Source organism: Thermodesulforhabdus norvegica, assembly GCF_900114975.1.
Lineage (GTDB): Bacteria > Desulfobacterota > Syntrophobacteria > Syntrophobacterales > Thermodesulforhabdaceae > Thermodesulforhabdus > Thermodesulforhabdus norvegica.
This window is the reverse complement of record NZ_FOUU01000008.1, coordinates 92,304-107,161: the sequence shown is the minus strand read 5'-3', so window position 1 is coordinate 107,161 and position 14,858 is coordinate 92,304. Positions and strand designations below refer to the sequence as shown.

Below are 14,858 nucleotides of genomic sequence, written 5' to 3'. Positions count from 1 at the left end.
AACCCGAAGGCCTTCCTCACCCACGCGGCGTCGCTGCGTCAGCCTTGCGGCCATTGCGCAATATCCCTCACTGCTGCCTCCCGTAGGAGTCTGGCCCGTGTTCCAGTGCCAGTGTGGCCGACCACCCTCTCAGGCCGGCTACCCGTCGTAGCCTTGGTAGGCCATTACCCCACCAACTAGCTGATAGGACGCGAGCCCATCCCAGTGCAGGAGCTTCTCCGAGAGGCCCCCTTTCCCTACCCAGATCACCTCCAGGTAGGCTCATCCGGTATTAGCCCCACTTTCGCAGGGTTATCCCAGACACCAGGGTAGGTCACTCACGCGTTACTCACCCGTGCGCCACTTTACTCGGCCAAGCTTTCACCCAGCCTTTCTCGTGCGACTTGCATGTGTTAGGCACGCCGCCAGCGTTCACTCTGAGCCAGGATCAAACTCTCCAGTTAAACCACTACACTACCTCAATTCCTCTCACCCGCTCAGTGCCGCTATCCAGTTTTCAAAGATCGAACCCTTCCAAAACCCATCCTATCTATAACAAACCACAAACACCATGTCAACCAACTCAAACAACTCACATCACCAAAAAAGCGAACGCCTATCTACCAGACCAATGACGGCAAAGTCAAGAGATTTTTTCACACCTTTTTTCTCTTTTCCGGATCAGTCAAAATGATGCAACCCAAATCAGGAACTTCATCGGCCGCATCGGCCTATAAACCACTGGAGAAATTGACGCCTACGGGAAATAGGGTTAGAGTTTGCCTGGAAGTTCAACAGACAGAGTTCTCATACCTTCCGCAAGAATGGAGTCAGGTTCATGAAAATCTATATAAGAACGGCGATTTTTTATTTCGTTCTTGTTGTTTCTACAATCGTCTTAGGAGTTTCTGCTCTAATAGTCCTATTTACAACAAAGAATGCCAATCTGGGGCACTGGCACGCCCGCCTGTGGGGGTTTATACAGCTCAAGGCCGCAGGAGTCAGAACCATCGTAAGAGGTCGCGAGAAGATCGACACCAGCAGGCCTTACGTTTATATGCCCAACCATCAGAGCTGGTTTGATATATTCGTACTGCTGGCCCACATCCCGGGCCAGTTCAGGTGGCTTGCAAAAGAGGAACTCTATCGAATCCCCATACTTGGTCCTGCAATGAGACGCATTGGCTACATTCCTATTGATCGATCAAATCGGGCGAAGGCAATTCGAAGCCTGGAAAAGGCAGCAGAAAAGATAAAGGAAGGCACATCTGTGGTGATTTTTCCGGAAGGCACGAGAAGCCCTAACGGAATCTTGCTGCCCTTCAAAAAGGGTGGTTTTATGCTGGCAATCCAGAGCGGGCAACCCATTGTTCCCATAAGCATAAGTGGGTCTTACCACGTGTTACCCAAAGGGAAATGGCTAATCAGACCGGGTACCGTAACCGTAACGATTCACGATCCGATAGCGACAGAGGAATTTGATAAAAGTAACCGTGACAGTCTTATGGAGAAAGTGCGCAAGGCCATTCTCAGCGGATTAACCCCTGAAGAACAGGGTCTTAAAAAAGCCGCATAGGAGGAATCGATTGGTGTCCTCGGATAAGCACCTCACAGTGGTAGCTCTAGGCGGCTTTGGCGAAATCGGCCTCAACATGATGGCCCTCGAACTGGGCGATTCCATTATCGTCGTCGATGCCGGGCTTATGTTTCCCGAAGAAGATATGTTTGGTATTGATGCGGTTATCCCTGATTTCACATATTTGAGAGAACGTTATCAGCTGATACGGGCTCTTATTGTAACTCACGGCCATGAGGACCACATCGGTGCGGTTCCTTTTTTTGCCCAGGAGTTCAGGGTTCCGATATACGGCACAACTTTTACCCTTGCGCTCATCCGTGAGAAACTGCGAGAGCATAATTTGCTGAACCGCACCGATCTACGGACCATTAAGGCAGAGGACGTTATAGAAATAGGCCCTTTCAAGGTGGAACCTTTCAGGGTATGCCATAGCATACCGGACGGGGTTGGGCTGATCATACATACCCCTTATGGTCCCATAGTGCACTCCGGCGATTTTAAACTGGATCACACACCTGTGGACGGTAAAAGGCTTGACGTTGAAAAACTGAGCAGGGCAACGGAGGGTAGAACCTTACTCCTGTTATCGGACTCGACGAATGTGGAGCGAGAGGGCTATGCCCCGTCGGAAAATCATATTGCCCGAACTCTTGCACAGATTTTTTCGGAATCTTCCGGCAGACTTATATTCGCCGTCTTCGCAAGCAATATCCATAGAATTCAGCAAATAGTCGATATCGCTTCATTGCACGGCAGAAAGGTTCTTTTTCACGGTAAATCAATACAATCAAATGTTCGCATGGCCAGCGAGCTTGGTTATTTGAACCTCACCGAGGCCGAGCTTATTTCTCTAAAGGATCTGGCAACTGTTCCTGACCATCAGGTGGTTATGATTACAACGGGAAGTCAGGGTGAGCCCATGAGTGCCCTGACCCGCATAGCCTTTGGAGACCACAAGTGGATCAAAATTAAACCGGGTGACACGGTTGTTCTGTCCTCCAAGTTCATACCGGGAAACGAGCGTACCATACATAATCTTATAAACCATCTCTATCGCAGGGGTGCCGAGGTCATCTACGAAAAAATAAGGGATATCCACGCATCGGGTCATGCTTATCGGGAGGAGCTTAAATGGCTCATAAGTATGGTTAAACCCCGGTACTTTGTACCGATACACGGTGAGTATCGACATCTCGTCATGCATCGGCGCATTGCCATCAGCATGGGGATTCCGGAGGATCGTTGTTTCATCATGGAGGACGGAGATACCCTTATAATCGGTAACGGTTGTGCCCGCCTGGGCTCTAAGGTCCCCTTTGGCCGCATCTTTCTGGACGGGAAAGGTGTGGGAGATATTGCCGGGCCTGTTTTGCGCGATCGTAAGCATCTGGCGGAGGACGGTCTTGTAATTGTGTCGCTGGTGATAGATCAGGAGTATGGGGGAATCCTGAGCGGACCTGATGTATTCAGTCGAGGGTTTATATCCGAAGAGATGAACCCTGAAATATTGCAAGCTGCCCAGTGCCTGATTCTCGAACTGTTTGACCAGTACATGGAAGAGGGTGTAAAGCCTGAGGTCGGTGAGTTGCAAAGAGAAATAAGAAAGCAACTCAAAAAGTTTTTTCATAAAATACTGGGACGGCGACCCGTAATTTATCCGGTAATAGCAGAGGTATGATGAAGCGGGGGGAATTAGAAGCAAAAAAACCTCGAGAGATCCTGGGGCTTTCGGTATGTTTTCTCGGAATATTGCTTTCGGCGAGTTTCTTATCCTATCATCCACACGACCCGACCGTGTTCAATGCTTCTTCAGGAAATGCGGGTGTTCATAACGTTCTTGGTTTATTTGGAGCGCACGTTGCCTACCTTTTTATGCACTCCTTTGGTATCGCATCCTTTCTCGTCCCCTTCTGCCTGATCTGGAGCGGCTTCAGGATTATTGTCCCACGGCGTACGGCGTCGCACATAAGCGGTAAAACGGGCCTGGCCGTAGCCCTGCTTGCGTTTTTCGTGCTACTGCTGCTTCCGCCTTTAATTCACCCAACCGTGAATATTCACGCAGCCAGTGTTCCCATCTCAGGTGTATTAGGCGCTCTGATGGTGAATTTCCTGGAACGGTTCTTTTCACGGCTGGGAGCCATAATTCTCATATCCGGTTTATCGGTTATTACTTTTTTTGCTCTTGTGCCGGCGACCTTTGAGGAATGTTTGAAAGCCTGCGGAAACTCCTGCCGTTTTCTGGGCTGCCGAATCAAAAAACTTTTTTCCGGATTCTCCGATTCTTTTAGAACCGTTATTAAAAAGGTACGGTTAACAAAAAAGCAGTCCGGAAATCGTAGCGATAAACATTCACCTCAAGTCGTGCCTCTGAACGAGGAAAACCCCGACGATCTTTTGATACTAACAGATGACGATGTGCACAACGGCAACGCCAAAAACGGTGATGAAGAAATAAGGGCGAAGGGTGAGGCAATATTTTCGTCCGCCCCTCCCATCATACCCAGAAGCAGTGAGAAAAAAAGCTCTTCCAGCTTCAAGTCCTCACCGCCACGGCAAAATATTAAATTCTCCGGCTCAACCGCTTTTTCCTATCCCCCCGTTGATCTTCTCAACGAGTACCCACAAACCGGGGGAAGAGATGACGACAGTGTACTGAAAGAAAAGGCTTCGGTTTTAAAGCAGAAGCTGGCCGATTTCGGTATTCAGGGAGAAGTTGTGGCAGTTCATCCCGGACCGGTCATTACAATGTTCGAGTATGTTCCTGCGCCCGGCATAAAGATCAGCAGAATTGTAAACCTACAAAACGACCTCACCATGGCTCTTAAGGCTCTGAGCGTGCGCATTGTGGCCCCTATTCCCGGGAAGGCTGCAGTGGGGATCGAGATACCCAACAAAAAGAGGCAACTTGTGGCCATAAGAGACATTATAGACTCCGAGGCCTTTAAGAATGCCAGAGCCCCCCTTACAATAGCACTGGGGAAAAATATTGTAGGCGAGACCGTTATAACCAATCTTGCCAAGATGCCCCACCTGCTTATAGCAGGAGCCACCGGAACCGGTAAAAGCGTATGCCTGAATGCAATTCTTACAAGCCTTCTGTACCGAAACGGTCCGGACACTCTGAGGCTGATGTTGATCGACCCGAAGCGCATTGAATTGAGCTTCTACGAGGACATACCTCATCTAATACACCCTGTGGTCAAGGACGCCAAAAAGGCAAATCAGGCTCTGAAATGGGCGGTTTCCGAGATGGAGCGCAGGTATGAACTTATGGCCGAAGTGAATGCGAGAAACATCGAGAGCTACAACCAGGCCATCAGAAAAAAGGAAGACAGTTCCGGCTATGAGCAGATGCCTTATATTGTTATCGTAATCGACGAACTCGCAGATCTCATGATGGTGGCCTCCAGAGAAGTCGAGGAGTCTGTTACCCGTCTTGCGCAGATGGCCCGTGCGGCGGGAATGCATCTTATTCTGGCAACTCAGCGTCCTTCGGTGGACGTAATAACGGGTTTGATCAAGGCAAACATCCCTTCCAGAATATCTTTTCAGGTATCTTCGAAAGTGGATTCCCGGACAATACTGGATGCGCCGGGGGCGGAAACACTGCTGGGTGCAGGAGACATGCTCTTTCTGCCTCCCGGAACGGCCAAGTTGCAGAGGATACACGGGGCTTTCGTGTCCGAGGAGGAAGTGAAGAAGGTGGTGGATTTCTGGAAGGCTCAGGCCGAAGCGGTGGGATGGTCACAGGAGTACGTATGCATAGAGGAGCCTCGGAGTACATCAGGCTTTGACGAAGACGAAATTGACGAAAAGTACGAAGAAGCCGTCAGGCTGGTATTACAGACAAGGCAGGCATCGATATCCATGCTCCAAAGAAGGCTCAGGGTGGGTTATAACAGGGCGGCGAGAATGATAGAGATGATGGAGCAACAGGGGATCGTAGGACCTTCCGATGGGATCAAGCCGCGTGAGGTTCTGCTTCCTCCGCCTGAAAATTCCGAAAACGGGTAAAAGCATGAAGAAACCTCGCTGGCTGGCAGCATTTTGCTTACTCTGCGCTTTTTTGTCCGGTTTTGCCGGACTCGGTTGTGCAGGAACTTCGCAGGATCCACAATCTCCCAGGGCCGTTATAAGCCAGATACAAAACCGTTATCGGTCTATCGGAAGTTTTGACGCCCGGTTTATCCAGGAAAGTTTTTCTCCGGGAAGGCTTTCCCCCGATGTTGTGGGCAGGGGAATTTTCGTATACCGGGGCACTTGCAGAATGGCCTGGAAGTACGATTCTCCGGAAGAGCAGGTTTTTGTTATACTTCCTCAGGTTGCATGGCTTTTTTCGGCAAAGGAGAGGCAGATACAGCTTTTCGGCTCGGAATCCCTCAAGAACTCTGTGCTGGATAAGTTACTGAGCGACAACATAGAAGAAGCCTTTTCTGTAGAACCGCACAGCATTCCCCGAAAGGATTCTGAAAACCTCTTGCCCATAGTACTTATCCCCAAAAGCGAAGCGTCGAACATAAAGCAGGTCACGGTGACCGTTAACATCACCACCGGACAAATCCATCGCGTCGATGTCCTTGACTTGGTCGGTCGGAGGAATATCATCATTTTTTTTGACGAAAAAATACCGGGGGGGACTGAGCTGGATGAACTATTCGAAATCCCGGAGGATCCGGAAATTACCGTTATAGACGAAAGGGGTGTTTTGATGTCGCCGGACCAACTCCGTCTTCGAGTTGAAAAAAATACGGGTAAGGAGCAGTGTGGACGATGAGGAATCAAGAGATCGTAGAAAAAATTCAGAAACTGAAGGAAGAAAGAAGGGCCATAATCCTTGCACATAACTATCAAAACCCTGAGATTCAGGACATCGCAGATTTTACCGGTGATTCTCTGGAATTGAGCCGAACAGCCGCGGAAACCGATGCATCCGTTATAGTCTTTTGCGGCGTTCACTTTATGGCCGAAACGGCGGCCATACTCAATCCCGAGCGCATTGTGTTGCTCCCCCGGTTGGATGCCGGGTGCCCTATGGCCGACATGATAACTGCCGATGATTTGAGAAAAATACGGGAAAAATATCCGGATGCTCCGATTGTTACCTACGTTAATTCCACGGCAGAGGTGAAGGCACTGAGTACCGTCTGCTGCACATCGGCAAACGTCATCAAGGTTGTGTCATCACTCTCCAATCATCCTCTGGTTTACATGACCCCTGATAGAAACCTTGCTTTATATGCGTCGCGGCACGTCAAGGCAAATATCGCATACTGGGACGGCTATTGTCCCATTCACGATGGGCTTAGAGCGGAGGATGTGCTCCGTGCCAGAAAAAACCATCCCAATGCCGTATTTATTGCCCACCCCGAGTGTCGACCTGAAGTCATCGAACTTGCCGATCACGTCTTTAGCACCTCCGGAATGCTTCGTTTTGTTGAAGAAAGTGACCACGATGAGTTCATTATCGGGACGGAAGTGGGAATTCTCTATCCGATGAAGAAAAGAGCACCTGATAAGAAATTCCATCCTGCCTCGGAACGAATGGTCTGTGCTAACATGAAAAAGACCACGATTCTGGACGTACTCAGGGCACTGGAAACTCTCGAGCCAAGGGTCACCGTACCGGAAGATGTTCGTAAGAACGCACTTTCGGCCATATTAAAGATGCTGGAGATGGTATAGTGCCCGAATCCGGTCGTGTACCCAGAATTGCCATAACCATGGGAGACCCCTGTGGTGTGGGCCCTGAGGTCGTTGCGGCTGCCCTTTCAGACCCGGAAGTTCGCAGGCAGTGTCTTCCCGTTGTGATAGGAGAGCCACTCGCATTCCGGAGAGCCTGTAAGGTACTGGGAGTCGAGGCAGAAGTCCGGGAAATTCGGTCACCGGAAAGTGTTGCGGAAAGCAGCATAAAAGAAGTTCCTGTATACTGCCCAATGCGGCTGGAAGAACGGGACGTAGAACCGGGAAAACCCACAAACAGGACTGCCAGAGCCACAATTTCGTACATAGAAACGGCCGTTCGTATGACCATGGAGGGGATAACGGATGCCGTCTGCACCGCGCCTATAAACAAAGCCGTGCTTGCAAGTTCCGGTTTTCCTTTTCCAGGACACACGGAGTTTCTGCAGTATCTTACGGGATCGGACAAAGCGGTCATGATGCTGGTAGGACCATCCCTCCGCGTATCTCTCGTGACGATACATGTGCCGCTGAGGGAGGTGTGTTCTCTCCTCAGTATAGAGGGAATAACCGACACCATATCGATAACGGGGAAAGCCCTTTGGGAATTTTTCGGGATAGAAAGCCCCAGGATAGCGGTCTGTGGCGTTAACCCTCATGCCGGAGAAGGAGGAAAATTCGGCAGAGAAGAGACAGAGATCATCGGCAGGGCCGTTAAGCGGGCATCCGACATGCTCCCCTTCCAAATATCAGGGCCTCACCCCGCCGACACGGTATTTTTTCACGCCTGCCGGGGCGCCTATGATGCCGTCGTTGCCATGTATCACGATCAGGGTCTCCTGCCCATTAAACTGCTTCACTTTCACGAAGCGGTTAATGTGACACTTGGGCTACCTCTGATTAGGACATCCGTTGACCACGGAACGGCCTACGATATTGCAGGTAAAGGCCTAGCTCATCCGGGTAGCATGAAGGCAGCAGTTTCTCTGGCGGCGAAAATGGTCGGACAGGGCCGGCATCGAAGGGAGGCGGGTCGGACATGAAATGAGTCGGCCGTCAGAGCTTTTTATGCACGTTTCAGGTGCAAAAACCCTGAATCTAAAAAACATAACCGTAAGAATACCGCTACACAGGGTAACGGTCATCACCGGGCCTGGTGGCTCCGGAAAAACAGCACTGGCCGTCCATACCATCTACAGGGTTTGTCAGGATGCCTACAGGGGCGTAAATCCCGATCTTGATTTTGCCGCCGGAATATCACGACATAACGATTACCCCGTAAAGACCGAGGTTGACGATATTACACCGCTGATACCCTGCGCAGTTTTGCAACAGCCTGTTACTAACCTTATCGGATCGGGCACGATCGGCGATTACACGGGCCTGAACGAACTTATCGCGTCGATTTTTCTTACTTATGGAAAACTGATGTGCCCCGATTGCGGCGTTGAAGTAGATCCCTTCCCCACTCCGGAAAAGATGGCAGGAAAAATTTTATCCCTGCCCCCAAAAACCCGTTTTTATCTGCTGGCCTATGTGGGCAGGGTTGCTCACAGGAACCTGAAAAAAATCTGCGAAAATCTTCTCCGAAAGGGCTTTTTACGTGCAAGAATTGACGACAAAATTTTCGATCTTGAAGAAGTTTCCACAATTTCATACAGACCTTTTCACACCGTCCATGTGGTGGTTGACCGACTTGTTGCTACTCCCGAGCTTGTCGGTCGCATCGAAGAATCGTTGCGCACGGCCCTTCAGGTTGCACGAAAGAGCCGGGTTAAGGTACTGACAACGGATGGAACGGAGCTCTTCTTTTCGGATGAGCCCATCTGCGAAAGCTGCGGCAAAACCCTTGAAAAGCCCACCAGAGAGGAGGTTCTGAAAGGCCGGGCTTTGAAATGTTACGGAGTGGAATACAGAGAGTTAATGGAAAATCCGGTGGAAGAAACACACTCATGGTGCTGCTCGTTGCCTCATGAAGTAGCGCAAACTCCCGCCGTAATACGCGTAGGCCAGATTGTCGGTGGTATGAAATCCCTCGGAATTGATTACCTATCCCCGGCTACAAAACTGAGTAACCTGTCGTCCGGCGAACTGGGGAAACTCCGGCTTCTGCGATTCGCCGTAAACGAATTCACGGGATTACTTTATATAATGGATTCTCCTTCGGCGGGTCTTGACTCCAGAGGTAAGCACTTCCTTGTTGATTTCGTGAAAAGGGTGAGTGGGCGAGGAGCCACGGTAATTCTGGCGGACAACGACCCCGAAATACGAGAGGCTGCCGATTACGTAATAGAATTGGGTCCGGGAAGGGGACCGGAAGGCGGTTATCTCCTTTTTGAAGGACCTGCGGAACAGGAGAAGCATACAACCTCCTGTCATTCGGTAACGGCGAAGGCAGGTGATGGAAATCCTGCAAAAGCGGGGGCATCGGGATGGATCAAACTGTCGGGTCTGTCTCAAGGTAACGTGAAAGAAGCAGACCTTTCCATTCCCGTCAGCGAAATCACCCTTATCACCGGTCCCATCGGTTCGGGTAAAACTTCCATTGCCCGGGCGGTCGTGAAATCTTTCTCTACCAGAACACCGCGATGGGCCTTAAATGCTCTGGAAAAGCCGTCCTTTCCTGTGAAGGCCTTATTTTTTGACTGCATGGCCTTCCCGCCGGGAAAGCGGGTGACGCTGGCGAATTTTCTAAACATCTTCGGCAACATCAGGCGGTTTTTCGCAACCCTTCCCGCTTCAAGAAGATACGGTTTTTCGCCCCGTCATTTTTCCTACATTCTCGATGGCAGATGTCCCCGGTGCCGTGGATCCGGTACGGTTTCCTATTCGGGGCAGTATTCCGGTGTCCAATCCTTCACGTGTCCACTTTGCCGTGGCACAAGGTATAGTGGTGAGGTGCTGAAAATAAAATACAAAGGCTTCTCCATATCGGACATACTTGGTCTTGATGCAGAAGTGGTCTCCAATCTTTTATCTTTTCTTCCTGCCGTGGCGCGACCTTTATCAATTCTGACCCTTCTGGGCATGGGTCACTTGAAGCTGGGACAAAGCCTTGCTGAAATTTCAGGAAGTGAAAAGCTGCTTTTGAACGTTGCGCGACATGTGGCCATTTTTACGGCTCCAGGTCGCAAAGTTCAGTCGTATCTCTGTGTTTTCGACATGAGTACGTCCTTTCTGCACCGGGAGGATATCACAAAAGCCGCTATGCTTTTTAATATGCTTCGGGATTCGGGTCATACGGTGGTACTCTGTGACTCCTCGGAGGCTCTGGCGGGAATATGCAGTTGGTTTGTAATTATGGGTCCGGGAAGCGGGCCTTCAGGAGGGCGGATATGCTATGAAGGACCGCCTACCGGTGGCACCAGGGTCAATCCATAAGGCGTACAGGAGTGGGCATGTCACAACTCAGGACATTATTCTTTGCAGTATTTTGCATAACCTGCGCTCTCGTACCTGAAGGAATCTGTGGGCCCACCGCTTCGGATGCGCCCGGTCTGACAAGGCTGGATGAGTTACTCGCGTCAGTCTCGAAAACGATTGAGATCGAAAAGGCCGACCTTGAGGAGTTAAAACGCCGACAGAGGGACATCCTAAATGATTTGAAAACCCAGGAAAAGGAGCTTCGCGTTCACAAGCTGGAGCTTTCTGCGGCGGAAAACCTGGCTCTTATAGAAACCGTTCCCTTAAAAGATCTTGAGAAAACACGCGCTATGGTATCGCAAACCCTTAATTACTCGTCGGAGCGTACCGGAGAGCTCAAGAAGCTACTCGAGGAGCTTTCCGCCAGAATATCAGAGCTCGAAGAGCGACTGAACACGAACAAAAATCGCATAAGCCAACTTCGCAAGCAGGAAGACGGAAGTTTACCGTCCGGCCTTTTGAACAGCCTGAGGGATCTTGATAAGATATTCGAAAGCAAGCATGCCATTTTGCTGGAGACTAAAAAAGCGATCTCTGAAAGCCTTTCCGAATGGCAGGAAGTCTATGTAAGATCGTCGCGACTCATTTCACAGTTGAATCAATTAATAGCTAAGAAAAAAGAAAAACAACTTTTTGAACGACAGGACAAGTTGATAACCCACCTAAAGCCCGGCCTGTTTATCGAAGACATCAGGGTTTTTGTGAACACTCTGAGAAAGGGACTATCGAAGGATTTCTGGCGCAACCAGGTTCTCCCTCTACTCACCACAGGTGGATCCCTTGTCATAGCATTTCTTATAGCATATGTTCTGGTGATTATCGTTCTTATGCACTGTCGTGATGCTCTTCTGAACTATGCGAATAATGAATATAGACAGCGGAACTATCCCTGGCTTTGCAGAAGCATTTTAATATTTTTCGATTCCTTACCATTGCTGGGGACGCTGCTCTTTTCTTACTTCTACATTTCTTCAAGAAAACTGCTGGAAACCTATGCCGTTTCGAGGTTTGCAATCTCCTGTCTGGTCACATGGCTGTTAACATCATGGGTCATAAAATTCCTGAGGCTACTCAAGGGGCAACTAAAGGGCGAGACGGCGGAATTTCTCAGAAAACATGCCCGCCTGTCCGCATCGGGAGTAAGATGGTTCACCCTGGTGTATCTGTTTATCCAGTACCTTTTGCCGCCCGAAAACACATTACTTTTTGCCTATCGTCTTTTGCTGGAAATCTTTGCTCTGGCCTGGTTTGTTTACCTGCTAAATCGCATGGGAAGAATCGTAAGCCGTGACGCAAATTCGGTGTTTCAAAGAAAGCCCTGGCTATACAGGATTATTGTTTTTTGGGGATATGTGGTGACCCTAACGGGGCTTGTTTCCGAGCTTTTGGGCTATCAATACCTTGCGGTGTTCTGGTACGCCGGATGGGGGCGCACGCTGGTCGTCTCCATGTGGGTTTTTCTTGGGTTTGCGGTGCTGATGCAGTGGGAGAAAGTCGCCGAAACATCGGCCGCCTTTGCACCCACGGATCAGACCGAAGCAAGGAAATCCATCAAGTGGTTGACCATAAAGATTCTGTGGGTCGGATGGTTACTCATGGCTCTTGTTTCGTACCTTGTCGCCTGGAAGGCCGAAAAAGCGGTTATCTGGAATTTTTTCGGCATTCTAAATAGGCCGATAAGGATTCTGGGCTTCACATTTCGCTTAAGCAGTATAGTATACGCGATATTGATCATTACGGTGACACAGGTCGCAAATCGGTGGATACGGCGGGCCATAAGGGACCACGCTCTCGGCCGAAGCGGTCTGGATGAAGGTCTTCAGGAATCCATAGTAACAATTACCGGCTATCTGGTCTGGTTTTTTGCAATTATCATGATACTGAACACACTGGGAGTCAGCGGAACCTCTTTAACCGTGGCCTTTGGTGCCCTGGGAGTAGGACTTGGATTTGGCCTTCAAAACATTTTCAACAACTTCGTAAGCGGGCTTATTTTGCTTTTCGAGAGACCCATACAGGTGGGGGATATAGTAGAAGTTGAGGGAACCTGGGGAGAAGTGAAGAAGATTAACGTCCGCTCGACGGTCGTGCAAACCTGGGATAACGCATCGGTTATAATACCCAACTCGGCACTGGTTAGCGAACGTGTTACGAACTGGAGTTTTCGCGATGCCCGGGTAAGGCGAAACATAGATGTCGGGGTGGCTTATGGCTCTGATGTCATTCTCGTGCGCGATACCCTGATGGAAATCGCAAACAATCACCCGGCTGTGTTCAGGGAACCTGAGCCGAGCGTTCTTTTTGTGGACTTCGGCGACAACGCATTGATATTCCGCCTTAGAGTCTGGACGACGGTGAGAAAAAGCCTGGAGGTCGAAACGGAGATACGCTACGAGATTACACGGCTATTTTCAGAGAGAGGAATTGAGATAGCCTTTCCTCAGAGAGACATTCACATACGCTCCATAGGTCCACTGGAAAAATTGTTTAAAGTTTTTGCATCAAAAGCCCAATTTGAGAAGTGAAGTGTTTTTTCCTTTGAGTTTTCAGAATCTGACAAGTCTGCCTTCCTCAAGGTCTTTCAGCGCCTGTTCCCTGAGCTTGTAATGCTGCTTCTTTCCCGTTGCCGTCATTGGCAGTTGCTCGACGAAGCAATAGTAGCGCGGCCTTTTGTAAGGCGGAATCATAGGATGACCTTTTATGAATTCTCTTAACTCTTCAATCGTGAGGCTCTCGTCTTTTTTAACAACATAAGCCGCAAGGGCCTGACCGCGTTGGCGGTCGGGAATGCCAATAACGGCACAACTCATGACCTTGGGGTGCTCCTGAATGGCTTCCTCGATCTGAATCGGGTATATGTTTTCACCACCCACGATAATCATGTCGTCTTTCCGTGACACGATGGTGATGTATTGATTTCTGTCCCAGACGGCCAGGTCGCCAGTGTAAAACCAGTCTTTAAACACTTTCATCTTAAGTTCTTCCGGCTTCTTGTAATAATCGTAAAGACTTTTGAAGGTTTTTACGATAACTTCGCCGACCTCCTCTTCATCCTGTGCAACCGTATCATCGGGATCGGCAAGTTTATCTTCATAAACCCTTACAACTCGAATCTCATCATCCACACAGGCCCTTCCCGCCTTACCGGCCCTGTCGGGAAGGTCTCCGGGCAGGAGCAGAGTATTCCAGAAAGTCTCCGAGGTTCCGTAACCGTTGAAGATGTTCGGTGTGAAAACCTCCTGCATTTCGATACAGAGGCTCCTGTCAAGGGGTGCTCCCATACTTACCACACCCCGGAGTTTCGACAAATCAAGCCCCCGCTTCTTCTGCTCTTCCAGCATTAATTTATACATAGTGGGCACACCCACCACATAGGTAACCCCGTATTTACTGATGGCTTCAAGGGTGGTTCTTGGGTGGAAAAACTTCAGGGCAACGATGGATGCCCCCAGATAGAAAGCCGGTCCCGGGCCACCGATGTGGATCCCTCCCCGGTGGAACCACGGTGATATGTTCAGAAGAACATCATCCACAGTGAGGTGCAAATGCATTATTACGTCGTGAGCGGTAAGAATTTCGTTAATATTGTTCAGAGGAACGCCTTTCGGTTTCCCGGTAGTTCCCGAAGTGTACAGACGGGTGGTCTCCGAAAAGGCACCCCTGCCAAACCGAAAAGGATCCTCCGGGTTCTCATCTGACGCCCCGGATATGAATTCCCTGTAAGGGATTACACCCGAGCCCGCTTCTCCTTCTCCCACCACAACCACCACATCTGGTTTATGCTTCGATAGCTTCAGAGCCTCCTCTGCGGTCTCACGGATTGAAACATCAAAAATGTAAACTCTGCTCAAAGAATCTTCCAGTATGTATGCGGTTTCACCTGAGGACAGCCGGTAGTTTATGGGGTTGTTGATAACCCCTATTTTCTGACAGCCCAGGTAGATAAAGGCGAACTCGGGACAATTCATAAGCTGATATGTGACGACATCTCCGGGTTTAAGATTACTGGCAAGTAACGTTCGGGCAAACCTGTTGGCCTCTGCGTTAAGCTCCCGGTAATTCCAGCTCCTGTCCGATTCTACATCAACAAGGGCGGGTCGGTCCCCATAGCGTCTGACATTTCTCATGAACCCCTCAATGTACAGAAAATTCCTCTCAAAAAACTCCCTGAAATATCTTTCGTTGTAAGTACTCATGA

General features: G+C 49.7%; 9 protein-coding genes and 1 rRNA gene. 8 read left to right on the top strand and 2 right to left on the bottom strand.

Features of this window, described 5'->3' with window-relative positions:
- Positions 1-443, bottom strand: a 16S ribosomal RNA gene (locus BM091_RS11010); the annotation flags it as partial.
- Between the two features lie 374 nt (positions 444-817).
- Between BM091_RS11010 and BM091_RS11005 the strand changes: the two genes are divergently transcribed.
- Genes BM091_RS11005 through BM091_RS14140 form a run of 8 tightly spaced genes read left to right on the top strand, consistent with a single transcriptional unit; the run spans position 818 to position 13,185 of the window.
- Positions 818-1,555 (top strand): lysophospholipid acyltransferase family protein, encoded by a 738-nt coding sequence (locus BM091_RS11005; protein WP_093395794.1) that lies wholly within the window; start codon positions 818-820, stop codon positions 1,553-1,555.
- Positions 1,556-1,568: 13 nt separating this feature from the next.
- A complete protein-coding gene (locus tag BM091_RS11000; RefSeq protein WP_093395792.1) occupies positions 1,569-3,236 on the top strand; it encodes a ribonuclease J in 1,668 nt (555 codons plus the stop codon).
- Positions 3,233-5,572: a DNA translocase FtsK gene (locus BM091_RS10995; protein WP_218148883.1), complete on the top strand. Its 2,340-nt coding sequence runs from the start codon at positions 3,233-3,235 to the stop codon at positions 5,570-5,572. Before BM091_RS11000 ends, BM091_RS10995 begins: the two co-directional genes overlap by 4 nt.
- A 4-nt stretch (positions 5,573-5,576) precedes the next feature.
- Positions 5,577-6,332: a LolA family protein gene (locus BM091_RS10990; RefSeq protein ID WP_177193623.1), complete on the top strand. Its 756-nt coding sequence runs from the start codon at positions 5,577-5,579 to the stop codon at positions 6,330-6,332.
- Positions 6,329-7,240, top strand: a complete 912-nt coding sequence (nadA, locus tag BM091_RS10985; RefSeq protein ID WP_093395788.1) for a quinolinate synthase NadA — start codon at positions 6,329-6,331, stop codon at positions 7,238-7,240. The genes BM091_RS10990 and nadA overlap by 4 nt, the downstream gene beginning before the upstream one ends.
- Positions 7,240-8,280 (top strand): 4-hydroxythreonine-4-phosphate dehydrogenase PdxA, encoded by a 1,041-nt coding sequence (gene pdxA, locus BM091_RS10980; protein ID WP_218148882.1) that lies wholly within the window; start codon positions 7,240-7,242, stop codon positions 8,278-8,280. The genes nadA and pdxA overlap by 1 nt, the downstream gene beginning before the upstream one ends.
- 1 nt (position 8,281) lies before the next feature.
- The gene (locus BM091_RS10975) at positions 8,282-10,618 is read left to right on the top strand and encodes an excinuclease ABC subunit UvrA (protein ID WP_093395786.1); all 2,337 of its coding nucleotides are present in this window, start codon (positions 8,282-8,284) and stop codon (positions 10,616-10,618) included.
- A gap of 17 nt (positions 10,619-10,635) precedes the next feature.
- Positions 10,636-13,185, top strand: a complete 2,550-nt coding sequence (locus BM091_RS14140; protein ID WP_218148881.1) for a mechanosensitive ion channel domain-containing protein — start codon at positions 10,636-10,638, stop codon at positions 13,183-13,185.
- Positions 13,186-13,206: 21 nt separating this feature from the next.
- On the opposite strand, the gene BM091_RS10965 is transcribed toward BM091_RS14140, so the two are convergent.
- Positions 13,207-14,856 carry a class I adenylate-forming enzyme family protein gene (locus BM091_RS10965; RefSeq protein ID WP_093395785.1) on the bottom strand — a complete coding sequence of 550 codons (1,650 nt, stop codon included), beginning with the start codon at positions 14,854-14,856 and terminating at the stop codon, positions 13,207-13,209.
- Between the last annotated feature and the right edge of the window lie 2 nt (positions 14,857-14,858).

Bases quoted from the DNA above. Each gene is read 5' to 3' on its own strand.
- BM091_RS10965 (WP_093395785.1), bottom strand. From the start codon at position 14,856: ATGAGTACTTACAACGAAAGATATTTCAGGGAGTTTTTTGAGAGGAAT.
- BM091_RS10995 (WP_218148883.1), top strand. From the start codon at position 3,233: ATGATGAAGCGGGGGGAATTAGAAGCAAAAAAACCTCGAGAGATCCTG.
- BM091_RS14140 (WP_218148881.1), top strand. From the start codon at position 10,636: ATGTCACAACTCAGGACATTATTCTTTGCAGTATTTTGCATAACCTGC.
- BM091_RS10975 (WP_093395786.1), top strand. From the start codon at position 8,282: ATGAGTCGGCCGTCAGAGCTTTTTATGCACGTTTCAGGTGCAAAAACC.
- BM091_RS10990 (WP_177193623.1), top strand. From the start codon at position 5,577: ATGAAGAAACCTCGCTGGCTGGCAGCATTTTGCTTACTCTGCGCTTTT.
- BM091_RS11005 (WP_093395794.1), top strand. From the start codon at position 818: ATGAAAATCTATATAAGAACGGCGATTTTTTATTTCGTTCTTGTTGTT.
- nadA (WP_093395788.1), top strand. From the start codon at position 6,329: ATGAGGAATCAAGAGATCGTAGAAAAAATTCAGAAACTGAAGGAAGAA.